This window comes from Paraburkholderia eburnea, assembly GCF_002917095.1.
Lineage (GTDB): Bacteria > Pseudomonadota > Gammaproteobacteria > Burkholderiales > Burkholderiaceae > Paraburkholderia > Paraburkholderia eburnea.
Genome location: NZ_PQGA01000011.1, coordinates 48,664 through 71,787, shown reverse-complemented (window position 1 = coordinate 71,787; position 23,124 = coordinate 48,664). Strand labels below are relative to the sequence as shown.

The 23,124-nt window shown below is 64.9% G+C and carries 20 protein-coding genes and 2 tRNA genes; 10 read left to right on the top strand and 12 right to left on the bottom strand.

What is annotated here, in order from left to right:
- Position 1 precedes the first annotated feature (1 nt).
- From aat to B0G62_RS19520, 5 genes are all read left to right on the top strand, one after another.
- Entirely contained in the window at positions 2–772 is a 771-nt protein-coding gene (aat, locus tag B0G62_RS19540) for a leucyl/phenylalanyl-tRNA--protein transferase (protein WP_103705871.1), read from the top strand.
- Between the two features lie 196 nt (positions 773–968).
- The gene (locus B0G62_RS19535; protein WP_103705870.1) at positions 969–1,733 is read left to right on the top strand and encodes an arginyltransferase; all 765 of its coding nucleotides are present in this window, start codon (positions 969–971) and stop codon (positions 1,731–1,733) included.
- A gap of 155 nt (positions 1,734–1,888) precedes the next feature.
- Positions 1,889–2,923 carry a quinone-dependent dihydroorotate dehydrogenase gene (locus B0G62_RS19530; RefSeq protein WP_103705869.1) on the top strand — a complete coding sequence of 345 codons (1,035 nt, stop codon included), beginning with the start codon at positions 1,889–1,891 and terminating at the stop codon, positions 2,921–2,923.
- Positions 2,924–3,018: 95 nt separating this feature from the next.
- The gene (locus B0G62_RS19525; protein ID WP_103705868.1) at positions 3,019–3,816 is read left to right on the top strand and encodes a transporter substrate-binding domain-containing protein; all 798 of its coding nucleotides are present in this window, start codon (positions 3,019–3,021) and stop codon (positions 3,814–3,816) included.
- A 134-nt stretch (positions 3,817–3,950) separates the two neighbouring features.
- Positions 3,951–4,610 carry an amino acid ABC transporter permease gene (locus B0G62_RS19520; RefSeq protein WP_103705867.1) on the top strand — a complete coding sequence of 220 codons (660 nt, stop codon included), beginning with the start codon at positions 3,951–3,953 and terminating at the stop codon, positions 4,608–4,610.
- Between the two features lie 66 nt (positions 4,611–4,676).
- Here the strand turns inward: B0G62_RS19520 and B0G62_RS19515 are convergent, their stop codons facing one another.
- The 3 genes from B0G62_RS19515 to B0G62_RS19505 all read right to left on the bottom strand — a co-directional run bounded on the left by B0G62_RS19515 (position 4,677) and on the right by B0G62_RS19505 (position 8,565).
- On the bottom strand, positions 4,677–5,663 hold the full coding sequence (locus B0G62_RS19515; RefSeq protein WP_103705866.1) for a Gfo/Idh/MocA family protein: 987 nt from the start codon (positions 5,661–5,663) through the stop codon (positions 4,677–4,679).
- A 240-nt stretch (positions 5,664–5,903) separates the two neighbouring features.
- Entirely contained in the window at positions 5,904–6,620 is a 717-nt protein-coding gene (locus B0G62_RS19510; protein WP_103705865.1) for a FadR/GntR family transcriptional regulator, read from the bottom strand.
- 373 nt (positions 6,621–6,993) lie between these two features.
- Positions 6,994–8,565: a mannose-1-phosphate guanylyltransferase/mannose-6-phosphate isomerase gene (locus B0G62_RS19505; RefSeq protein WP_103705864.1), complete on the bottom strand. Its 1,572-nt coding sequence runs from the start codon at positions 8,563–8,565 to the stop codon at positions 6,994–6,996.
- Positions 8,566–9,476: 911 nt separating this feature from the next.
- Between B0G62_RS19505 and B0G62_RS19500 the strand changes: the two genes are divergently transcribed.
- Positions 9,477–10,211 carry a Crp/Fnr family transcriptional regulator gene (locus B0G62_RS19500; RefSeq protein WP_103705863.1) on the top strand — a complete coding sequence of 245 codons (735 nt, stop codon included), beginning with the start codon at positions 9,477–9,479 and terminating at the stop codon, positions 10,209–10,211.
- A 248-nt stretch (positions 10,212–10,459) separates the two neighbouring features.
- Here B0G62_RS19500 and rpiA read toward each other — a convergent pair whose 3' ends face one another.
- From rpiA to rnr, 4 genes are all read right to left on the bottom strand, one after another.
- Positions 10,460–11,155 carry a ribose-5-phosphate isomerase RpiA gene (gene rpiA / locus B0G62_RS19495; RefSeq protein WP_103705862.1) on the bottom strand — a complete coding sequence of 232 codons (696 nt, stop codon included), beginning with the start codon at positions 11,153–11,155 and terminating at the stop codon, positions 10,460–10,462.
- A 115-nt stretch (positions 11,156–11,270) separates the two neighbouring features.
- The gene (locus B0G62_RS19490; RefSeq protein ID WP_103705861.1) at positions 11,271–12,161 is read right to left on the bottom strand and encodes an N-acetylmuramoyl-L-alanine amidase; all 891 of its coding nucleotides are present in this window, start codon (positions 12,159–12,161) and stop codon (positions 11,271–11,273) included.
- A gap of 34 nt (positions 12,162–12,195) precedes the next feature.
- Positions 12,196–12,936, bottom strand: coding sequence for a 23S rRNA (guanosine(2251)-2'-O)-methyltransferase RlmB (rlmB, locus tag B0G62_RS19485; protein ID WP_103705860.1), 741 nt, complete (start codon positions 12,934–12,936; stop codon positions 12,196–12,198).
- Between the two features lie 159 nt (positions 12,937–13,095).
- Positions 13,096–15,576, bottom strand: coding sequence for a ribonuclease R (rnr, locus tag B0G62_RS19480; RefSeq protein ID WP_103705859.1), 2,481 nt, complete (start codon positions 15,574–15,576; stop codon positions 13,096–13,098).
- A gap of 366 nt (positions 15,577–15,942) precedes the next feature.
- Here rnr and B0G62_RS19475 point away from each other — a divergent pair.
- The 4 genes from B0G62_RS19475 to B0G62_RS31380 all read left to right on the top strand — a co-directional run bounded on the left by B0G62_RS19475 (position 15,943) and on the right by B0G62_RS31380 (position 16,887).
- Positions 15,943–16,029 (top strand) — tRNA-Leu (locus B0G62_RS19475).
- On the top strand, positions 16,020–16,232 hold the full coding sequence (locus B0G62_RS31385) for a hypothetical protein (protein WP_146055333.1): 213 nt from the start codon (positions 16,020–16,022) through the stop codon (positions 16,230–16,232). Before B0G62_RS19475 ends, B0G62_RS31385 begins: the two co-directional genes overlap by 10 nt.
- An 89-nt stretch (positions 16,233–16,321) precedes the next feature.
- Positions 16,322–16,408: transfer RNA gene (locus B0G62_RS19470), tRNA-Leu, on the top strand.
- Entirely contained in the window at positions 16,399–16,887 is a 489-nt protein-coding gene (locus B0G62_RS31380; RefSeq protein WP_146055332.1) for a hypothetical protein, read from the top strand. Before B0G62_RS19470 ends, B0G62_RS31380 begins: the two co-directional genes overlap by 10 nt.
- Positions 16,888–16,904: 17 nt before the next feature.
- Here the strand turns inward: B0G62_RS31380 and oxlT are convergent, their stop codons facing one another.
- From oxlT to frc, 5 genes are all read right to left on the bottom strand, one after another.
- Positions 16,905–18,230 (bottom strand): oxalate/formate MFS antiporter, encoded by a 1,326-nt coding sequence (oxlT, locus tag B0G62_RS19460; RefSeq protein ID WP_244193311.1) that lies wholly within the window; start codon positions 18,228–18,230, stop codon positions 16,905–16,907.
- Positions 18,231–18,275: 45 nt separating this feature from the next.
- Entirely contained in the window at positions 18,276–19,670 is a 1,395-nt protein-coding gene (locus B0G62_RS19455; protein WP_103705857.1) for an NAD(P)(+) transhydrogenase (Re/Si-specific) subunit beta, read from the bottom strand.
- 9 nt (positions 19,671–19,679) lie between these two features.
- On the bottom strand, positions 19,680–21,254 hold the full coding sequence (locus B0G62_RS19450) for a Re/Si-specific NAD(P)(+) transhydrogenase subunit alpha (RefSeq protein ID WP_103705856.1): 1,575 nt from the start codon (positions 21,252–21,254) through the stop codon (positions 19,680–19,682).
- A 61-nt stretch (positions 21,255–21,315) separates the two neighbouring features.
- Positions 21,316–21,768 carry a PAS domain-containing protein gene (locus B0G62_RS19445; protein ID WP_103705855.1) on the bottom strand — a complete coding sequence of 151 codons (453 nt, stop codon included), beginning with the start codon at positions 21,766–21,768 and terminating at the stop codon, positions 21,316–21,318.
- Positions 21,769–21,873: 105 nt separating this feature from the next.
- Positions 21,874–23,124, bottom strand: coding sequence for a formyl-CoA transferase (gene frc, locus B0G62_RS19440; protein WP_103705854.1), 1,251 nt, complete (start codon positions 23,122–23,124; stop codon positions 21,874–21,876).

Below are 23,124 nucleotides of genomic sequence, written 5' to 3'. Positions count from 1 at the left end.
GATGGTGCCCTGGCTTTCGCCCGACGACCCATTCCCGCCGCTTGAGCGCGCCCTGGGCGCCTCGAGCGGCGCACCTGGGCTGCTTGCCGCCAGCGCCGATCTGCTGCCCTCCCGCCTGATCGACGCCTACCGGCACGGCATTTTTCCGTGGTATTCGGACGGCCAGCCCGTGCTCTGGTGGAGCCCCGATCCGCGCATGATCCTGCGCCCCGACGAGTTCAAGGTCTCGCCCTCTCTCAAGAAAACGCTCAAGCGCGTACTGCGCGATCCCGCCTGGGAAATCCGCGTCGACGACGATTTCGCCGCTGTCATGCGCGCCTGCGCGAACGCGCCGCGGCGCGGCCAGCGCGGCACCTGGATCACCTCCGACGTGATCGACGCCTATTCGAGCCTGCATCGCATCGGCGACGCGCACAGCATCGAAACCTGGTTCGCAGGCCAGCGCGTGGGCGGCCTTTATGGCGTGTCGCTCGGCACGATGTTCTTCGGCGAGTCGATGTTCGCCTCGGTCACGGACGCGTCGAAAATCGCGCTATCGGCGCTGGTCGCGCATCTGCGCCGCAACGGCGTCACGCTGATCGACTGCCAGCAGAACACCGCCCACCTTGCGTCGCTGGGCGGGCGCGAGATCGGGCGCAAGCCGTTTATCGCTCATGTGAGGGCGAACGTCTGCGCACACGCGATCCCCTGGCGCTTCGACAAGAGCGTGCTGGCCGACTGGCTCGGCCACGGTCAGGGACACACCGAAACGCCGGCCGTTCCGACGCTCTGAAGCGCGGCTTTGAACCTACGGAAAATCGCACCGAGAGCCGCGCCAACAGGGGCCACGCGTGCTCCAGGCCGCGTATTTCGATAGATGCAAGCCTGGCGTCGATGTTAGTATGCAGTCAGAACACGTCGCCTTTATCGCCAGTCCTGGCGGTGCCCCGAGACACGCGACGTGCCGATCTGCTTCGAGAGCTGCCAACGTGACTCATCCAAACGAGCTGCCGCTTTCACCGCTTTCCGCGCTGCAATTCTATGCAACGGCGCCCTACCCCTGCAGTTATCTGGAGGGGCGCATCGCGCGCTCGCAGGTGGCCACGCCCAGCCACCTCATCAATTCCGACGTCTATACCGATCTCGTGAAAGCGGGCTTTCGCCGCTCGGGCGTCTTCACCTATCGCCCCTACTGCGACGGCTGCCGTGCCTGCGTGCCGGTGCGCGTGCCGGTCGAGCACTACACGCCCAACCGCACCCAGCGGCGCACCTGGAAGCATCACGGCGCACTCGTCGCAACGGTCGCGCCGCTGCACTACGACGAGGCGCATTACGCGCTCTACATGCGCTATCAGTCGGCGCGCCACGCGGGCGGCGGCATGGACCGCGACAGCCGCGACCAGTACGAGCAGTTCCTGCTGCAAAGCCGGATCAACTCGCGCCTCGTGGAATTCCGCGAACCCGATCCGCAGCATCCCGATGCGCCGGGCATCCTGCGCATGGTCAGCATGATCGACATCCTCGGCGACGGGCTGTCCTCGGTCTACACCTTCTTCGACCCGGACAGGCTGCACGCGAGCTACGGCACCTACAACATCCTCTGGCAGATCGAACAGGCGCGCAGCCTGCAACTGCCCTATGTGTATCTGGGCTACTGGATCCGCGAAAGCCCGAAGATGGCCTACAAGGCGCGCTTCCAGCCGCTCGAAGGCCTGTTCGACGGCGTCTGGCGCGCGCTCGATCCGGCCGACTGAACCCCAACTGAGCCCAGACTGAACCCCGACCGAAGCTCGCCAGGCCCTGAATGCGATCCGGCACGGCCAGGCGGATTCCAGCGCGCCAGCCAGCCCCCGCGCCTTTGTCGCTAAAATAGCGGGTTCTCATTTTTTGGCGCCCGCGCCTTCCTCCCGTGTTCAGCACCCTTTATCCGTTCGTCCGCGACCAGCTCTTTCGCATGGACGCCGAAGACGCCCACCATCTCTCCCTGCGCATGATCGGCGCAGCGGGCCGTACCGGCATGGCCGGCCTGCTCGCCTCGCGCGTGCCGGATTCGCCGCGCACCGTCATGGGCCTGACCTTCCGCAATCCGGTGGGGCTCGCCGCGGGTCTCGACAAGGAAGGCGCCGCCATCGATGGATTTGCCGCGCTGGGCTTCGGCTTCATCGAGGTGGGCACGGTCACGCCGCGTCCGCAGCCGGGCAATCCGCGTCCGCGCATTTTCCGTCTGCCGCAGGCGGGCGGCATCATCAACCGGATGGGCTTCAACAACCACGGCGTCGAGCAGTTCGTGAAGAACGTGCAGGCCGCGCGCTATCGCGGCATTCTGGGCCTGAACATCGGCAAGAACGCCGATACGCCGATCGAGCGCGCCGCCGAGGACTATCTCTTCTGCCTTGAGCGCGTCTATCCGTTCGCGAGCTACGTGACGATCAACATCTCGTCGCCCAATACGAAGAATCTGCGCCAGTTGCAAGGCGGCGGCGAGCTCGACGCCCTGCTCGCGGCGCTCAAGGACAAGCAGCAGCGTCTGGCCGACATGCACGGCAAGCTCGTGCCGCTCGCGCTCAAGATCGCGCCGGATCTCGACGACGAGCAGGTCAAGGAAATCGCCGACACGCTGCTGCGCCACAAGATCGAAGGCGTGATCGCCACCAACACGACGCTCTCGCGCGCAGCAGTGGAAGGCCTGCCGAACGCGAGCGAGACCGGCGGCCTGTCGGGCCGTCCGGTGTTCGACGCGTCGAACGAGGTGATCCGCAAGCTGCGCGCCGAACTGGGCGAGCAGGTGCCGATCATCGGCGTGGGCGGGATTTTCTCGGGCGAGGATGCGCGCGCGAAGATCGCCGCGGGCGCCGCGCTCGTGCAGGTCTATACGGGCTTCATCTACCGCGGCCCGGCGCTGGTCGCCGAGTGCGCGCGGGCGCTGGCCTCGGGCCGCGCCTGAGGCTATAGTTTCAGGCCATGTGCGGCGCGCCGGGTTTGCCTTGAGCGGCATGCGCACGCGCCGCAAACGGACAGCAGTAAAACAAGAGGACAACAATGAAATTCGCTTTGCTCAAGAAACTCTTCGCGCTCGCGCTGGCGGGCACGACGTTCGTGGCGGCAAGCGCCCATGCCGACGACCTGCTCGACCAGGTCAAGGCGCGCGGCACGCTGCGCATCGGTCTCGAGGGCACCTTCCCGCCGTTCAACTCGAAGGCGCCCAACGGCGATCTGGTCGGCTTCGATGTCGATATCGCCCGCGCGGTCGCCGCGAAGCTCGGCGTGAAGCCCGAGTTCGTCACGACCGAATGGAGCGGCATCATCGCGGGTCTGCAGGCCGGCAAGTTCGACGTGATCGCCAACCAGGTGGGCATCACCGACCAGCGCAAGGCCGTGCTCGACTTCTCGCCGGCCTACACGTACTCGGCCGCGCAGCTCATCGAGCGCCGCGACGACACGCGCCAGTTCAAGTCGCTCGACGACCTCAAGGGCAAGAAGCTCGGCGTCGCGCTCGGCACCAATTACATGGACATGGCGAAATCGGTGCCCGGCATCGACGTGAAGACCTACCCGGGCGCGCCCGAGTATCTGCGCGATCTGGCCGCGGGCCGTCTGGACGCGGCGCTCAACGACCGCCTGATGCTGGCTTACCTGATGAAGAATTCGCAGTTGCCGCTGCGCGCGGGCGCGCTCGTCGGCGACGGCAACCCGTCGGGCATTCCGTTCAGGAAGGGCAATCCGAAGTTCGCCAAGGCGATCGACGACGCCATGACGCAGCTCGAAGCCGATGGTACCTTCACGAAGATCTCGGACAAGTGGTTCGGCATCGACGTAACCAGGCCGGTCACGAAGTAACAGATGTCGGCGTGCAGCGCTCGCGCTGCCGCGTGACATGACAGGCGCGGGGCGCGCATCCTGCCATCGAGGCAGGGTGCCGCCCCGCGGTTTTTCAAGGTCAGGCTGCGCAAGCCCTTATTTCCGCGTCTCCCATGCCCATCTACACGCTCATCCTCCAGTCGCTGCCGGTCCTCGCGCAGGGCGCGGTGCTCACGGTCAAGTTCGCTGTCCTGTCGATGATCTTCGGACTCATCGGCGGCGCCGTGCTCGCCCTCATGGGCATCAGCTCGAACCGCGCGCCCGTGTTCATCGCGCGTGTGTATGTGAGCCTCATGCGCGGCACGCCGCTGCTCGTGCAGATCTTCGTGATCTACTACGGCTTGCCGAGCGTCGGCATCTCGCTCGATCCCACGCCCGCCGGCGTGATCGCGCTGTCGGCCAACGTCGCGGCGTATCTGTCCGAGAGCATGCGCGGCGCGATTCTCGGCATTCATCGCGGCCAGTGGCTCGCGGCGTACAGCCTGGGGCTTTCGCGGCGCCAGACGCTGCGCTACGTGATCGCGCCGCAGGCCTTGCGCATCGCCGTGCCGAGCCTGTCGAACAGCCTCATCAGCCTCATCAAGGACACTTCGCTCGTGTCGGTCATCACGGTGACGGAGCTGCTGCGCAGCGCCCAGGAAATCATCGCCTCGACCTATCAGCCGCTGCCGCTGTACCTCGCGGCGGCCGCGATCTACTGGGTGCTGTGCCAGGTTCTCGAATGGGTCCAGCACTGGTACGAGAAGCGCCTCGCGCTGCCTTCGCGCCACTGATCCAGGCGATCCAGGCGATCCAAGCTTCGAACGCGGCGGTTCCCGTCACCGCCGCGCCCCTCTTCGTCACTCGCAGTCGAAACGCAGACCGAGCGCCGCGCGCGCGGCATCGGCCATCGCGATCATGCGCCGCGACGTTTCGTGCGGCATCACCGGGCTTTCCAGCGCGCCTGCGCGCAGCAGCTCGCAGAAGTGCGCAGTCTCGTAGTTGAGGCCGCCGCCCTCGAAAGGCTCGTCGAGTTCCACCGTGCGACCGTCGACATAGCGGATCGTCGCGCGCGCCGGGTTCCACCAGTTCGCGTGGATCGTCACGTTGCCGAGCGGCCCCGCCAGCAGCGCATCGCCAAAGCCATGCAGATCCAGCCCGCAAAAGAGTTGCGCGATGCCGTGCTCGTGCTGGCAATGGAGGCTCGCAAACGTATCGACGCCGGTTGCGCCCAGCCGCCCGAAGGTCTGCACCTCGCGCGGCGCGCCCAGCCAGTCGACGGCCAGAAACATCTCGTAGACACCGATGTCGAGCAGCGCCCCGCCCGCGTGCGCGAACGAAAACGAGGGATGGTCGGCCGGCACGTTGGCGACCGAACAACCCGCGCGCACGAGACCGACGGGGCCGATCGGATCGGCTTCGAGATGCGCGCGCAAGGCGCGATAGAGCGGATAGAACGGCGGCTTCATCGCCTCCATGAAGAGGCGCTGCGAGCTGCGCGCGGCTTGCAGCACGCCGTCGAGCTGGGCGGCGTTGACCGTCGCGGGCTTCTCGCAGAGCACGGGCAAACCGGCCTGCAAGGCGGCGGTGGCATAGTGCGCGTGGCTGTCCTGCATCGTCGCGATGTAGACGGCGTCGATGCCGCTTGCGAGCAGCGCCTCGAAGCTCGTGCAGGCGAGCGCGCCGAACTCCTGCGCCAGCGCCCCGGTGGTTTCGGCGCGGCGCGACCAGAGCGCACTCACGCGCGCGCCGTCGACATGTCCCACGCCCTGCGCGAAACGCCGCGCGATGCGGCCCGCGCCCACGATGCCCCAACGAATCGTGCCGGTCCCAGCGATATCGCCCATGTCTGTCGTCTCTCTTTGTGCGGATTGCGAAGAGACGCACGATACTGGCTCGCGCGCGCGAAGGCAAACGCCCATGCCGAAGCCGCGCGCGCCCGGTCAAAGGCGCGCGCGGCGAGCTTACGAAAAAAGCGGCGAGACAGGCGCGGGATGTTGGCAGACGTCCGCGCGCGCGTTCCGGTTGGAGCTGACGTTGCTCGACGTTGCTCCGCGTTACTCCACGTTACCTGGCGTGATTCAACGTCATTCGGCAGACTCCGTCGCGAGCGCCCGATTGAGCTCGTCGGCGGTATAGGCGATCATCGCCGCCGCGGCCGCCTGTGCGTCCGCCGGCGAACGGCGCTCGATCGCCTCGACCACGCGCCCGTGCGCGGCGACGACATTGCTCCAGCCGTCCGCGCGCTGGTTCAGGAGCGGATTGACGATGGTGAGCGCGCCGCGCACGATCGCCGCCATCTGCTGATAGAACTGATTGCCGCTCGCCGCGAGAATACGCGTATGCAGCAGCGAATCGGCCGCCTGGCAGCCCGAATCGCCCGGACTCGTCTGGTGTAGCGCATCGAAGGCGTCGCGGATACCGGCGATATCCGCCGCGCCCGCGCGCTCGGCCGCCAGCGCGCAGGCGGCCGGTTCGATCAGCGTGCGAAATTCGATCACGTCGCGCAGAAAGGTCTTGTCCGGCTTCGCGCGAAAACGCCAGTTCACGACGTCTTCGTCGATCATGCGCCAGTCGCGCATCGGCCTGATGCGCGTGCCGATCTTGGGCCGCACGTCGAGCATGTGGCGCGCGAGCAGCATCGACAGCGCTTCGCGCATGACCGTGCGACTCACATCGAACTCCTTCGACAACACGTCCTGCGGCGGCAGAATCGCGCCATAACGCTCTTCGACGATGCCCGAAATCAGGCCATCCATGACCTTGCTCACGAGTGAGCGTTCCTTGTTGTTCCCCAGTTCCATGACCCCTCCCCCCGATGGCGTTAATCGCCCTGTTTGCCGGTTGCTGCGTGGGCCTCGTGCTTCGTCGAGCTCTAACGTACGTTGCCATGCTAATTGAATAAAACGTAAGCCAGGATATCTCCTGACGCAAATTTCGCGTGACAAATGCCCGGGCGATACAAGTTCTTCGAGAATCGGCCCTTCGGTTTCCCGAATTTCGTTTTTTTGAAGTTATTCGTTGTCTTTTAGTAAGCAGTCTGTATGAATCAAGGGCTGATCCAGCTTTGCCTGTATTCCCGGTTACTTGTTCTTTATCGTTATTTGCGGTCCTGGTTTTCTGTGCATATGCAGTCATGTGCCCATGCAGCGGCGCGTGCCGACCGGTCCGATCCGGTCAGCGCGACACTGCCGTGCGTCCGTATTGGTCCTCGAAGCGCACGATGTCGTCCTCGCCGAGATAGCCGCCCGACTGCACTTCGATGATTTCGAGCGGGGTCTTGCCCGGGTTTTCGAGCCGATGCTTCACGCCGAGCGGGATGTAAGTCGATTCGTTTTCCGAGATCAGGAAGACCTCGTCGCCGCGCGTGACGCGCGCGGTGCCGCGCACGACCACCCAATGCTCGGCACGGTGATGATGCATTTGCAGCGAAAGCACGCCGCCCGGCTTCACGACGATGCGCTTGACCTGGAAGCGCTCGCCACGGTCCACCGAGTCGTAGCAGCCCCAGGGCCGCTCGACGCGGCGATGGTGCTGCACCTCTTCGCCGCGCTGCGCCTTGAGCTTGCCGACGATCGCCCGGACGTCCTGCACGCGGTCCTTCGCGGCGACCAGCACGGCGTCCGCGGTCTCCACCACCACCACGTTATGCACGCCCACACAGGCGACGAGCCGTCCGTCCGAATGCGCGAAGCTGTCGGTCGAGTCCTCGAAGAGCACGCGGCCGCGCGCGACATTGCCGCTCGCGTCCTTATCGGAGACCTGCCAGACGGCATCCCACGCGCCGACGTCCGACCAGCCCGCGACGAGCGGCACGACCACGCCAGCAAGACGCGCATCGGAGCCAATCGACTCCATCACCGCGTAGTCGATCGAGTCCGACGGGCAGCCCTCGAAAATCGCCGCGTCGAGGTGAACCGCGCCGTCCGCATCGACACGCGCCAGCTCGAACGCCTGGGCGCACAGCGTCGCGATGGCGGGCCGCGCGCGCGCGATGGCCGCGAGCCATACCGAGGCGCGCACCACGAAAATGCCGCTGTTCCACCAGTAATCGCCCGACGCGACATAGCTGGCGGCGACTTCGGCGCTGGGCTTTTCCACGAAGCGCTCGATCGTGCGCGCGCCGCTCGTGCCGAGCATGGCGCCCGCGCAGATGTAGCCGTAACCGGTTTCCGCGCGCCGCGGCGGCACGCCGAGCGTGACGATGGCGCCGCGCGCGGCGTAGCTCACGGCGTCTTCGAGCGCGGCGGCAAACGCCGTGCGATCGGCGATCAGATGATCGGCGGGCATGGCGATGAGAATCGGATCGCTGTCGAGCGGCGCGGCGGCTTCGGTGGACGCTTCGCCATGCGAAGCCTGCGCGGCGAGCGCCGCCACGGTGAGCGCCGGTGCGGTGTTGCGCGCGTGCGGTTCGAACACGACGCGCGCCCGCTTGCCGCTGCGGCCTAACCGGTCGGCGGTCATGTGGCGCAGTTCCTCGCTGCTCACGACGAGCGGCGCGGCCTTGCGGATGGACGCACCGGTCTGTACGCCCGGACTGGCGTAGAGACCGTCGAGACGGCGCACGGTGGCTTCGAGCAGCGACTCCCCGTCGAGCAGGTCGATCAGCTGTTTCGGACAGTGTTCGCGCGAAAGCGGCCAGAGCCGCGTGCCCGATCCACCGGCGAGCACGACCGGCTGCACGACGAGCGCAACTTCGGGTTCATTGGCCGCGGCAATCAAGCCGGCCGGTGTGACGAGCTGGTTCATACGCGAAGCTCCCCGCTGGAATGTCTGGTATTGGATCGGCGCAGGTGGCATTCAGCGGGGTTTCGCGCGTATTGCGCCGGATCTCGCTTCGTCATGCACGTGCGCACTCCCTCGTTGTCAGGCTCCATTGGAGCAAAGGCCACAAGGCCAATCTGTACGCATACCCACACTGTCCGAGTGCTGCCGCACGGCGGCGCGCTGGCGCGTTTGTCTATGCTGACGCCGAAGATGGACAGACGGGCGGGAAGATCGTTGCGCGGACAACCGCGGACAACACTGCGCAGAGAACCGCGGAACAACGCACCCGAGAGCCTTTGCCGGCGCGGGCGTCCGAAGAAGCCTGCCGTACTCCGTGCGCCAGGCCACACAACGTAACGTGACGAGCCGTAACGCGGCTATGTTTCACCGGCGAACGTTTATTGCCCGATCAGCCGCACCGCAACAACGATGAATCAAATCCGAACGCTCTGCGGCACGCCCAGACCCCACCGCAGTGGGCGGCCGCGCGGTATGTTTCAAGCGGGAGTCATTTTCAAGACACCGTTCCAGCGCACCATTTCCACCATATAAATCAAAGACTTACATCGATACAAATTGCTCAGTCCATTGGTGGCCCCCACGTACGCATCGTGCAGAAGTGAAACAAAAACGCGGGATTGCCCAGCCGCGTTTCGCACGTAACGCCCGCGAAGCCTAGCTGTGGCGTGGTTTGCGACCTTCTGGCACACACCCTGCTTAGTGAGAAGCGCCACACAGGCGTAACGCAAACACACAATGCGAACGCTCTCGGGACCATGGGGCCGGCACGACGAATGAACAGCCGCTACGGGAAGCGGCAAACAACAAACGATTCGGCGACCGGAACGACAAGACAGAAGGCAGCGCAAGCGCCTTCACACGAGGACCAAATCATGTTGACCCTTCAATCGGATCTGCACGGCAACCATTTGCTCGGCGCACTGCCGTCGCATGAATGGCAAGCACTCGCACCTCATCTCGAACTCGTCCATCTGCGCACCGAACAACTCCTCTGCGATTCCGGCCAGCGCATTCACCATGTCTACTTTCCGACCACGGCCATCATCTCGATGCTCTCGACGATGGAAGACGGCAGCTCCGTGGAAATCGCCGCCGTGGGCCGCGAAGGCATGACGGGCGTGCCCGTCCTGACGGGCGGCGAAACCATGCCGAACCGCGTGCAGGTGCAGTGCGCGGGCTTCGCCTATCGCATGAGCGCACAAAGCCTTAAGCAGCAGTTCGCGCGCTCGGACTTCCTGCGCCGCCTGATGCTGCTTTACATGCACGCGCTGCTCACCCAGGTCGCGCAAACCGCCGCCTGCAATCGCCATCATTCGCTCAGCAAGCAGCTGTGCCGCTGGCTGCTGATCGAAGTCGATCGCGTGGCCTCGAACGACCTCACGGTCACGCAGCAGCTCATCGCCGATATGCTCGGCGTGCGTCGCGAAGGCATCACGGAAGCCGCCGGCAAGCTTCACGATGAAGGTTTGATCCACCACAGCCGCGGGCGCATCCGCGTGCTCGACCGCGAGGGCCTCGAAGCCCGCGCCTGCGAGTGCTACGGCCTCGTGCGCCGCGAGTTCGACCGGCTGCTGCCGCGCCTGCGTCAGGCCGAAACGGTGGAATAAGACGAAGAAGCAAGGCCCGCAGGCCATCGCGCGGTGGCCCCAAGCCCGGTTTCTCGTGTGTGTGTGTCTGATTGCAGAGCGTTCTGGCTTCGGCGCGCTTTGCCTTTTCTTCGATTCCGGTGGTTCGATTTCGCGCGCATGGAACCCTTGATTATCAGGAATCCATATCAATCGGCGCGTGGCATCGCCCGCAATACGAGTGCGAACGGCAGCGTCGTACAAACGCCACCGCTCGCATCTTCAAACCATCAAACCTTGCGGTAGTCGACGCGCTCGACACCACTCTCACCGCCCAGCAGGCAGAAGTCCGCGCCACGCGCCGCGAACAGGCCCACGGTCACCACGCCCGGCCATGCATTGACGTGTGCTTCGAGCGTACGCGGATCGCTGATGCGCAGGCCCTTGACGTCGAGAATCTCGTTGCCGTTGTCGGTGATGAACGGCGAGCCGTCCTTCTGCACGCGCAGCACCGGCACGCCGCCGAGCGCCGTCACGCGGCGGCCGATGGCCGTGCGCGCCATCGGCACGACTTCGATCGGCAGCGGAAACTGGCCGAGCACCTCGACGCGCTTGCTCGCGTCGGCGATGCAGACGAACACTTCCGACACCGAGGCCACGATCTTCTCGCGCGTGAGCGCCCCGCCGCCGCCCTTGATCATCGCGCCCGAAGCGTCGATTTCGTCGGCGCCGTCCACGTAGACGGGCAGCGATTCGATCTCGTTGAGGTCGAAGATCTTGAAGCCGTGCGCTTCCAGGCGCGCCGTGGTGGCGAGCGAGCTGGACACGGCGCCGCGGTAGCGGCTCTTGCTCGCGGCCAGCGCGTCGATGAAGCAATTCGCGGTCGAGCCTGTGCCGACGCCGATGATGGCGCCTTCCGGCACATTCGCGTTGACGTAGTCGGCGGCGGCCTGGCCGACCAGTTTCTTGAGTTCGTCTTGAGTCATGATGGGTACTGCCCGAGGAGAGGAAACGCGGAAAACGCATAGTTTACCGGAGTTGCGGGCGGCGCCCGCCGGTGAAGTCTGCGTTTTCCGGTTTTCCGGCGCGCCGGAGCCTGAATCAGGGCGCCGTTTCCGTCGCGCCGGGCAGCGCGGGCGCGCTGCGATCGACGTACTTGTCGAGCAACGCCTGGGCGATGGCGTCCGTTTCGGCGTCCGGGGTGCCGGAATAGTCGCGCGGGCGGAAATGCATCTGAAAGGCCGCGAACACGCGGCGAGTGCGATCGTCGAGCACGCCGTCGGTGGCGACGTCGTAGCCGTAGCGCGCGAGCTTCAGTTGCAGGCCGCGCACGTCGGCGCTCGCATCGGGTGCACGGCCCGCGAGATCGGCCTTGACCGTGGCGTCGTCGGGCCAGGCGCCCACACCCGCGTCGTAGAGCTGCTTCCACGGGAACGCCGCGCCCGGATCGATCTTGCGCTGCGGGGCGATGTCGCTATGGCCCACCACGCGCGTGGGCAAGATGCCGTAGCGCGTGACGATGTCCTTCGAGAGCGCAATGATCGCCGCCACCTGATCGGGTGGCCAGGGCGCCCACTCGCGGCCTTGCGGCGTGTCGTGCGGCCCCGAATTCACGTTTTCGATACCGATCGACGCCGCATTGAGCTCGGTCGTGCCCTGCCACTCGCTCACGCCCGCGTGCCACGCACGCTGCGACTCGGGCACCAGTTGCAGCACGACGGGCTTGCCGTCGCGCAGCGGCGGATGCTCGGGCACGAGGTAATGGGCGCTGACGCTTTCGCGCGTCAGCTCTTCCAGCGAGGTTGGCTCGTCGCCTTGCGTGTAGTGCAGCACCAGGAAGCGGATGCGCGTATCCGCACTGCGCGCGTGGTACTGCGAATCCGCGATATAGGCGCCGCGATCGGTCATCGTGGCGCTCGTACAGGCCGCGAGCGCAAGCGCCGCGCCCACGGCGGCCAGCGCCGCGCGTCCCACGCCATGCAGGTTCGTCATGCTGCTTCGGTGAAACAGAATCGGTAGCGCAGGATCAGCGCGCGGCGCGCTGACGTACCGCTTCGAACAGGCAAACGCCCGACGCCACGGAGACATTCAGGCTTTCGACCGTGCCGGCCATCGGGATCTGCATGACTTCGTCGCAGGTCTCGCGCGTGAGGCGGCGCATGCCCTCGCCTTCGGCGCCCATGACGAGGGCCACCGGGCCGTCGAGCTTGGTCTGGTAAAGGCCCACGGGTGCGTCGCCCGCCGTGCCGACCACCCAGACGCCCGCGTCCTTGAGCTCCCGCAGCGCGCGCGCGAGGTTCGTCACGGTGATGTACGGCACCGTGTCGGCGGCGCCGCTCGCGACTTTCGCGGCGGTCGCGTTCAGGCCCACGGCGCGGTCGCGCGGCGCGATCACAGCGTGGGCGCCAGCGGCGTCGGCCACCCGCAGGCAGGCGCCGAGGTTATGGGGATCGGTCACGCCGTCGAGCACCAGCAGCAGGGGCGAGCCCTGGATGCCGTCGAGCAGTTCGGCCAGGTTTTGCGCCAGCGCCAGATCGTGCACGCGCGCCACCACGCCCTGATGGCGCTCGGTGTGCGCGAGGCCCCACAGACGCGTCTCGTCGGCGGCGATGACGCGCGCGCCGGCTTCCTTCGCGGCGTGCAGGAATTCCTGCATGCGGCGGTCGCGCCGCGTCGGATCGTAATAGACATCCTCGACCGTGGACGCGTCGTGCCGCAAACGTGCGGTCACCGCATGAAACCCGTAAAGAACCTTGAGACGTGACATGACTGGAACAACCCCTGATAAACGGTTCGCGGCGCATCGAAGGCGCCGCGAACGAGTGATATTGCGCCGGCCGCCAGATGATCCAGCGGTCCGGTTCACGACACGCGAACGCTCGTTTGTGCGAGCGATCCGCGCGCCGTGGGTACGGCTTTAGCGCTTTTAGCGCTTCTTGTTGCGCACCGGCGACTTCTTGGCCGTCGGCTTCGACGGCGCGCGCTTCTTCGCGGTCTTGGCCGAGCCGCGCGCCGCGCGCGCCTCCTTCACCGCCGCGCTCTGCGGCGGTGCGGCCTTCTTGCGCCGCACGTCGTCGGCAGCCATCGGCATGGCGCGTACGCGCGGGCCGCCATCGGTTGCAGCACGCTCCTGCTGCGCGCCCTGCGGGCCGCGATTCACGCCGGGCTTGACCGGCGTATCGCGCACGAGACGGAAATCGATCTTGCGCGCGTCGAGATCGACGCGGCTCACCTGCACGCGCACGCGATCCGACAGGCGATAACGGATACCGGTGCGCTCGCCGCGCAGTTCGTTCTTGATCTCGTCGTACTGGAAGTAATCGGAACCGAGTTCCGTCACGTGCACCAGACCTTCGATAAAGAGCGAATCGAGCTGCACGAAGATGCCGAACGAGGTCACGCCGCTGACCATGCCGCCGTATTCCTCGCCGAGCTTGTCGCGCATGAAATAGCACTTGAGCCAGGCTTCGACGTCGCGCGAGGCTTCGTCGGCGCGGCGCTCGTTGGCCGAGCAATGCAGGCCCAGCTCTTCCCAGATCGCCGTGTTGCCGCCGCGATTGCGACGCGAGCCGCGCTTCTCTTCGTCCTCGGCCTGCATGGCGCGGGCGCGCGGCGAAAGCGCCGTGTTGAGCGCAACGCCTTCGGGCGCGGCCGGCTGATACTTCTTGCCCTGCAGGATCGCGTAGATCGCGCGGTGCGTGAGCAGGTCGGGATAGCGGCGGATCGGGCTCGTGAAGTGGGCGTAAGCCTCATACGCGAGCCCGAAGTGGCCGATATTGTCCGGGCTGTAGACGGCCTGCTGCATCGAGCGCAACAGCATCGTCTGCAACATTTGCGCGTCGGGCCGGTCGCGGATATGCGCCATCAGCGCCGCGTAGTCGCTCGCGTGCGGCGTGTCGCCGCCGCCGAGGCTCAGCCCCATGCCGCGCAGGAAGGTACGCAGGTTTTCGAGCTTTTCGGCGCTCGGGCCCGCGTGCACGCGGTACAGGCCCGGGTGCTTGTTGCGCTTCATGAAGTCCGCGGCGCAGACATTGGCCGACAGCATGCACTCTTCGATCAACTTGTGCGCGTCGTTGCGCTGGCGCGGCACGATCTGCTCGATCTTGCCCTGCGCGTTGCAGACGATATACGTCTCGGTCGTATCGAAGTCGATCGCGCCGCGTTTCTGGCGCGCCGCGAACAGCGCCTTGTAGACGCCATACAGATTCTGCAGTTGCGGCAGCAGCGCGGCGCGGCGCGTCGCCTCCGGCCCCTTGGTGTTCTTGAGGACCGCCGCGACTTCGGTGTACGTCAGACGCGCCGCCGAGTGCATGACGCCCGGATAGAACTGGTACGCCTTGATCTCGCCGCGCGCGGTGATGACCATGTCGCAGACCAGCACGCAGCGATCCACGTGCGGATTGAGCGAGCACAGTCCGTTGGAGAGCTTCTCCGGCAGCATCGGGATCACGCGGCGCGGGAAGTACACCGAGGTGCTGCGCTCGATCGCGTCAACATCCAGACCGCTAGCCGGCAGCACGTAGTGGGAGACGTCGGCGATCGCCACGAGCAGACGGAAGCCTTCGCCCTTGCCGACCTGCATCGGCTCGCAATAGACGGCATCGTCGAAGTCGCGCGCGTCCTCGCCGTCGATCGTGACGAGCGGCACATCGCGCAGATCGACGCGGTAGCGGATATCGGTCGGACGCACGGCGTCGGGCAGCTTCGCGGCATCGGCGAGCGCTTCCTTGCTGAACTCATGCGGCACGCCGTACTTGCGCACGGCGATTTCGATCTCCATGCCGGGATCGTCGATGTCGCCCAGCACTTCCACCACGCGGCCCAGCGGCTGCGAATGGCGGCTCGGGAAATCGGTCAGCTCGACCACCACGACCTGGCCGACCTTGGCCTTCTTGGGGTTCTGCGTGACGAGAATGTCGTGGCCGATGCGCTTGTCTTCGGGCGCAACGATCATCGCGCCGTTCTCGTTCAACAGACGCCCGATCACGCGGCGGTTCGCGCGGTCCGTGACTTCGACGATGTGCCCTTCGGGGCGCCCGCGCCGGTCATAGCCGACGATGCGCGCGAGCACGCGGTCGTTGTGCATGACTTTCTGCATCTCGCCTTGTGGCAGGAACAGATCGTCCTGGCCATCGTCGCGGATCAGGAAGCCATAGCCGTCGCGATGGCCCTGAACGCGGCCCGCAACGAAATTGGAAGGATGTGCGAGCTGATAGTGGCCGCGCGAGTCGAGCCGGATCTGCCCGTCGCGCTCCATCGCGGCGAGCCGCCTGAAGAACCCTTCGCGCTCCTGGCGCTTGATCGCGAGCGCCTCGGCGATATCGTTCGCGGTGCAGGGCGATTCGCTGGTCCGCAGCACGCCGAGGATTTCTTCGCGGCTGGGAATCGGGTACGGATATTTGCTCAAGGGCTTGTCGATTTTGGTTCTCGTTGCGTGGACGTCGGATATCGCGCGGCTCGTGGCACAAGTGGCAAACGCGCCGCGCCCCGGTCTTCGTATGCTGCAACATGCGGCTGGCGCAGAAGGCGCGCGCTACAAACATGTAGTGCGCCATCCATACTGCTGCGAGGCATTCTAACACCCGCGCCGCACCCGACAATCCAGCGCGCAGGCCGGCGAGCGCGCGTTGGCGGCGCGGGGTTCGCGGTTGGCGCGAGCCGGCATCGTCGCAAAAGAATTTTGCAATCACCTGTTGACAAGCTCCGTAGATGCGCTAGAATCTCGTTCTCTGCTGCACGACACAGCGCAGCAACAAGTAGTAAGCGACACCTTGCCCAGGTGGCGGAATTGGTAGACGCACCAGGTTCAGGTCCTGGCGGTGGCAACACTGTGGAGGTTCGAGTCCTCTCTTGGGCACCAAGATTCATGAAAAAAGCCAGCTTAATGCTGGCTTTTTTCATTTCTCACGCTTTGTTTCGCTGGCATCGACATCGAGAGTCCCAGGCCCGGCAAAATCACCAATGCTTGCCGGGCTTTTGCTTTTTGTCGACGCGCATGAGTCCTTCTCTCTCATGTTCCCCTGCGTGAGGATGCACATCTTCTGTGATGTGAAGATTTTTTGAAAACATCTATTGACAGATCCTACAGATACGCTAGAATCTCGCTCTCTGCTGCACGACACAGCGCAGCAACAAGTAGTAAGCGACACCTTGCCCAGGTGGCGGAATTGGTAGACGCACCAGGTTCAGGTCCTGGCGGTGGCAACACTGTGGAGGTTCGAGTCCTCTCTTGGGCACCAAGATTCATGAAAAAAGCCAGCTTAATGCTGGCTTTTTTCATTTCTGCTTCGCAAACGCCCCCTTCTTCATCCTGTCCGATTGCCTCGTTTTGCTCGAAGCGTTATATCCTTCAGGATACATTGCATGGCATGGGCCAATCGCTACCCAAAGGAACGGAGACAGGATGGAAATCATCGTCATCGCCGCGATCGTTGCGGTTGGCTTCGGCGCTACGGCAACCTGGCTGATCGCGACGCGCCTACCCGCCGGGTGGATCGAACGCGCGCAGACCGAAGGCCGCTACGGCTCGCTTGCCGAAGCCGCGTTCCCCGACGAGGAAGACCCGCGCCGTCAACAGGCGCGCACCGACACGCGACGCGTTCGCCGCGCGCGTGTGCGGACAGGCTCGCCCGCAATGACCTTCATGCGGGCACTCCGTTCCCAAGCAGGCAAGGCATGCGCCGCGGCCGCGCGTCGTCGTGGCAAAGCCACGATCTGAACCTGAACGCCGCGCGGCTATTCCCGTGATCCAAGCGGCGCAGCATTAAACGCCGCTTCGGGACGCACCTCGGGCGTGCCCGACTGGAAAATCCAGCGCCGCCGCATCGGCTGCAACACGACTTTCGCGCACACGCCCGCCATCATCGCGATACACGCGGCGAATTCGAATACGCTGTTCCAGCCGCCATGTAGCGCGAGCAGCGTCGCCACGGGCACGAGCAGCGCGGCGGTGCCCTTCGCCGTATAAAGCGTGCCCGCATTGCCCGCCGCGTAGCGCGCACCGAAAGTATCGGCGCAGGTTGCCGGGAAATTCGAAAAGATGTCGCCGTAAAACAGGAACACGAGCCCTGAAAACAGCATGAAAAGATACGGGTCGTGGCCGAAGTAACGCAACCCCAGCAACGCGAGCCCTTCGCCGAGAAACGTGATGAACATCGTGTTCTCGCGGCCGATGCGATCCGAAATCAGCCCACACAGCGGCCGCGTGAAGCCATTGCAGAGATTGTTGATCGACAACGTCATCGTCAGCAACGGCAGTGACACGCTCATGAAGGCCACCGGCATCGTGGCGAAGCCATACGATTTCGCGATCGGCCCGATCTGCGCCGTGGCGATAATGCCGCCCGTCGCCACGCAGACGAACATCGCATACATCACCCAGAACAACGGCGCGCGAATCATCTGCTGCGTGGTGTAGTCCGTCTTCGTCGCGACCACGCGCTTCACGCGCGCCGCATGGGCAGGGGGCCGCGGGCGAACCATTACCAGCGCGAGCGCGAGAATGCAGATGCCCTGCAGGAGTCCGAAGAAAATGAAGGCGGCCTCATAGCCCGCATGCTGGATCATGCGCGAAATCGGAATGACGGTGAGCGCCGCGCCCGCGCCGAATCCCGCCGCCGTCATCCCAGCCGCAAGGCCGCGCCGGTCAGGAAACCACTTGAGCGCAGTGCCGACGCAGGTGCCATACACGCAGCCCGCACCAATGCCCGAAATCACAGCCGCCACGTAGAGCACCGGCAGCACAGGCGCCCAGGCATCGAGCAACCAGCCCAGCGCCACACAACAGGCGCCGCCCATCACGACCGGACGCGGACCAAAGCGGTCGACCAGCCAGCCTTCCACCGGGACGAGCCATGTTTCCGTCACGATGAACAGCGAGAACGCTAGCTGGATCGCGGCCTGCCCCCAGTGATGACGCGCATCCATCGGCACGACGAACAGCGTCCACGCGTACTGCAGATTGGCGACGAGCCCCATACAGGCAATGCCCGCAGTGAGCTGTACCCAGCGGTTATGGCGCCGCGCCGTATAGACGGCGTCGATGCGATCGGTGTGTGGCACGATTGTCTCTCTCCATTTGTTGACGCGCGGGCGGCCTGAAAAACTTCACGCCGCTTCGAGCTGTCTTAGCAGCGCATCGACGCTGCCTTTTGCGTCGCCGAACAACATTCGTGTGTTATCCTTATAAAATAGTGGATTGTCCACGCCCGCGTAACCCGTCGCCATGCTGCGCTTCGAGACCACCACCGTGCGCGCCCTCCACACTTCGAGCACCGGCATGCCTGCGATCGGGCTGCCGGCATCCTCCTGCGCGCCCGGATTGACGATATCGTTCGCGCCAATCACGAGCACGACGTCGGTATTCGTGAAGTCCTCGTTGATCTCGTCCATTTCCAGCACGATATCGTAGGGCACTTTCGCTTCGGCCAGCAGCACGTTCATGTGGCCCGGCAACCGCCCCGCCACCGGATGAATGCCGAAGCGCACACGTACGCCCTGCGCGCGCAAACGGCGCGTGATTTCGCTGATGGTGCCCTGCGCCTGCGCCACCGCCATGCCATAGCCGGGCACGATCACAACCTCGGCGGCGTCGCGCAGCAGCGTGCCGACTTCTTCTACGGTGGTCGCCACCACCTCGCCTTCGGGTGTGGCGCTGGTCGTGGCGGCCACCGCGCCAAAGCCGCCCAGGATCACCGAAACAAAGCTGCGATTCATCGCGCGGCACATGATGTAGCTGAGAATCGCGCCACTCGAACCCACCAGTGCACCGGTCGTCACCAGCAGATCGTTGTCGAGCATGAAGCCCGTGGCGGCCGCCGCCCACCCGGAGTAGCTGTTAAGCATCGAGACAACAACGGGCATGTCCGCGCCGCCTATCGCCATCACGAGATGCACACCCAGCACGCCCGCGATCGCGCACATGACGCCGAGCGCCACAAGCGCCTGTGCGCTGTCCGTCGCGCTCACGAAGCGGTAGCCGAGCACGACGCACAACGCAAGCGCCACGGCATTGATGAGATGCCGCGCGGGCAGCACGAGCGGTTTGCCGCCCATGGTGCCTTGCAGTTTGAGAAACGCGACGATCGAGCCCGCGAACGTGATCGTGCCGATGAAAGCACCGACGTAGATCTCCGTATCGTGAATCGCGTGTTCGACCACGCTCGATGCCGATGCGGGCGACAGCGCATTGGCGAACGCAATGAGTGTCGCGGCCAGACCGACAAAGCTATGCAGTACCGCTACGAGTTGCGGCATCTGCGTCATCTCCACACGCCGCGCGAGCCATGCGCCGATGCCGCCACCCACGAGCGCAGCGCCGACGGCGATCCCCAGGCTTGCGCCGCGCGTCACCAGCAGCGTGGCCAGCACCGCAATCGTCATCCCGCACACGCCATAGACATTGCCGCGCCGCGCACTCGCAGGATGGCTCAGTCCGCGCAGACTGAGGATGAATAGCGTCGCCGCGCCCAGCCACGCCATATTGCCGACTCCGTTCAGCATGACGTCTCCTCAGGTCCGTTGGAACATCTTCAGCATGCGCTGGGTCACGAGAAATCCCCCGGCGATATTGATCGTCGCGACGACCAGCGCCACGCCCGCAAGTACGCTCACGAGTGCATTCGTCCCGGCGGGATGGAGCAACGCGCCGATCACGATGATGCCGCTGATCGCGTTGGTCACGCTCATAAGCGGCGTGTGCAGCGCGGGCGTGACGTTCCAGACCACCTGATAGCCGACGAATATGGCCAGCACGAACACCGTGAAGTGCGCGACGAACGACGGCGGTGCGACTGCGCCAAGTCCGAGCAATAGCGCCGCGATCAACACGAGTGCCAGGACTCCGCCAGCGCCACGACGACGCACGGCTGTGGCCTCTTCATGCGCTGCGCCGCCCGCGGGCAACGGCGGTGCAGAATTCCTCGCTTCGGATTTCGACGCAGCGGGAGCCGCTGTTTGCACAGGCGGCGCAGGCCAACACAACTCGCCGTTCAGCATGACGGTAGTGCCGCGTTGCACGACATCGTTCATGTCGATTTTTAATTCGCCATCCTTATCGGTTGTGAGGTCGGAAAGCAGATGGCGCAGATTGGTCGCATAGAGTTGGCTCGACTGGTTCGCCATCCGGCTGGGCAAATCCGTATAGCCGACGATCGCTACGCCGTGCGCGCGTACCACCTCGCCCGCCCGCGTCAGTTCGCAGTTGCCGCCCTGCTCCGCCGCCAGATCGACAATCACGCTTCCGGCACGCAGGCACGCGACGGTTTGCGCATCGAGCAGGCGCGGCGCGGGCCGGCCCGGTATCAACGCGGTCGTCACGATGATGTCGACCTCGGCCGCCTGAGCCTTGAACAGGGCCATCTCCGCTTCAATGAACTTCGCGCTCATCTGTTTCGCGTAACCACCCGCGCCGCCGCCTTCCTCTTCGATTTCCACGGTGAGGAATTCCGCGCCCATGCTCTCGATCTGCTGCCCCACTTCGGGCCGCGTATCGAACGCACGCACGATCGCGCCCAGCCCGCGCGCGGCGCCGATGGCGGCCAGACCCGCCACGCCCGCGCCGATCACGAGCACCTTCGCGGGCGGCATCTTGCCCGCCGCCGTGATTTGCCCGGTAAACACACGCCCGAAATACTGTGCCGCCTCGATCACGGCGCGATAACCCGCCATGTTCGCCATCGAGCTCAAGGCGTCCAGCTTCTGCGCGCGCGAGATGCGCGGCACGCAATCCATCGCGAGCACCGTCGCCCCGCGCGCAGCAAGCGTATCGAGCAATGCATCCTGCTGCGCCGGCCAGATAAAGCCGATCAGCGTCGCACCACGTTTCAGGTGCTGCGCTTCGTCAATCGAAGGCGGACGCACCTTGAGCACAATGTCCGCGCTGCTCCACAGTTCGAGCGCATCGTCGACGATGCAGGCCCCGGCGGCCCGATACGCATCGTCCATGTAGGAAGCCTGCTCGCCCGCACCGGCTTCCACTTCGACCACGTAGCCCAGCTTGAGCAGATGCGCGACGCTCTCCGGCGTGGCGGCCACGCGCCGTTCGTCTGGGAAAATCTCGCGCGGTATCGCGATGGTCATCGCCATGCCGACTGTCTCCTGATCGTTATGTTCTATTCGTCGGCGGCCCGTATGTGGCCGCGAAAAATCAGGACTGCTGTGCGTGAGCCTGAAGTTGAACTTGCGCTTCGAGTTCCGTGACGCGCTTGCGAAGATTGCGCTCTTCCTGAAAGCGCGCGGTCTCGTCGCGAATCACGGCAACGATGCCACTGACCGCGCCTTGCGGATCGTGCAACAGCGCGACAGTGAAAGCGATGGACAATGCGCGCGCGCTCTTGTCGACGGCGGGCACGCGCAGCACGTCATTGCCATAGCGCGTCTGGCCCGTCGCCATGGTCTTCTGATAACCCTCCCAGTGCCGGCCGCGCAAGCGCTCCGGAATGATGAGGTCGAGTGTCTGGCCCAGCGCCTCGTCGCGCGTGTAACCGAACATGCGGGTCGCAGCAGGATTCCAGTAGGTGATGTCGCCTGCTGCGTCCGAAATGACGATGGCGTCGCCAATGGCGTCGGCAAGCTGGGCGAAGTCGATGGCGGATGACATGGCGTTGACCGTGTGGGGAACCGGCTTTTTTGGGCAAGCGAATGACGCGCGAAGCGCCTGCTCCGCGTGTCATTCGCCACTGCGTCACAACACATTCACCGCGCTTCAGACCGCGCGCACCTCGTGCAGGGCCGCGATCTGTTGCGGCGTATAGCCAAGGTCCGCCAGCACTTCGTCGGTATGTTCGCCCAGCAGCGGCGAGCCCTTGATTTCCGGGCGCAAATCCGAGAATTTGATCGGGCTGCCCACGGTCAGATACGAACCACGCTCTTTGTGCGGCACCTCGACGATCGTGCCGCTCGCGCGCAACGAAGGATCGTTCGCCAGCTCTTTCATGCTGAGCACGGGCGCACACGGAATATCGAACTTGCGCAGAATATCCACGGCTTCGTATTTGGTCTTGTCAGCAAGCCAGGCTTCGATGGTCGCGAAGATATCGAAGATATGCGGCTGACGCGCCTGCGCCGTGTTGTATTCAGGATCGTCGATCCACTCCGGCTTGCCGAGCGCGCGGCAAATCGGCTCCCACGCGTGCCCTTGAACCGTGAAATAGATATACGCGTTGGGATCGTTCTCCCAGCCCTTGCACTTGAGCACCCAGCCAGGCTGACCGCCGCCGCCCGCATTGCCGCCGCGCGGGACCACGTCGCTGAAGCTGCCATGCGGATACTGCGGGTACTCCTCAAGATAGCCGATGCGATCGAGCCGCTGCTGATCGCGCAATTTCACGCGACACAGGTTAATGACGCTGTCCTGCATCGAGACGGCCACCTTCTGGCCCTTGCCCGTTTTATCGCGGCCGATCAAGGCCGTCAGGATGCCGATGGCCAGATGCATGCCCGTATTGCTGTCGCCCAGCGCCGCTGCGCTCACCGTCGGCGGGCCGTCCCAGAAGCCCGTGGTCGAGGCCGCGCCACCCGCGCATTGCGCGACATTTTCGTACACCTTGAGATCGTCGTAGTGATGGCCTTCGCTAAAACCCTTGACCGAAGCCACGATCATCTTCGGATTGAGTTCGTTGATGCGCTCCCACGTAAAGCCCATGCGATCGAGCGCGCCCGGGCCGAAGTTTTCCACCATCACATCCGATTCGCGAATCAGCTTCTCCAGCACCTCCTTGCCCTCCGGCTTCTTGGTGTCGAGCGTGAGCGAACGCTTGTTGCTGTTGAGCATCGTGAAATACAGGGCGTCCACTTCGGGAATGTCGCGCAGTTGTGAGCGCGTGACATCGCCGGAGCCGGGGCGCTCCACCTTGATCACGTCCGCACCGAACCACGCGAGCAGTTGCGTGCACGCCGGTCCAGCCTGCACGTGCGTGAAGTCGATGATCTTGATGCCGTCGAGGGGTTTGCTCAT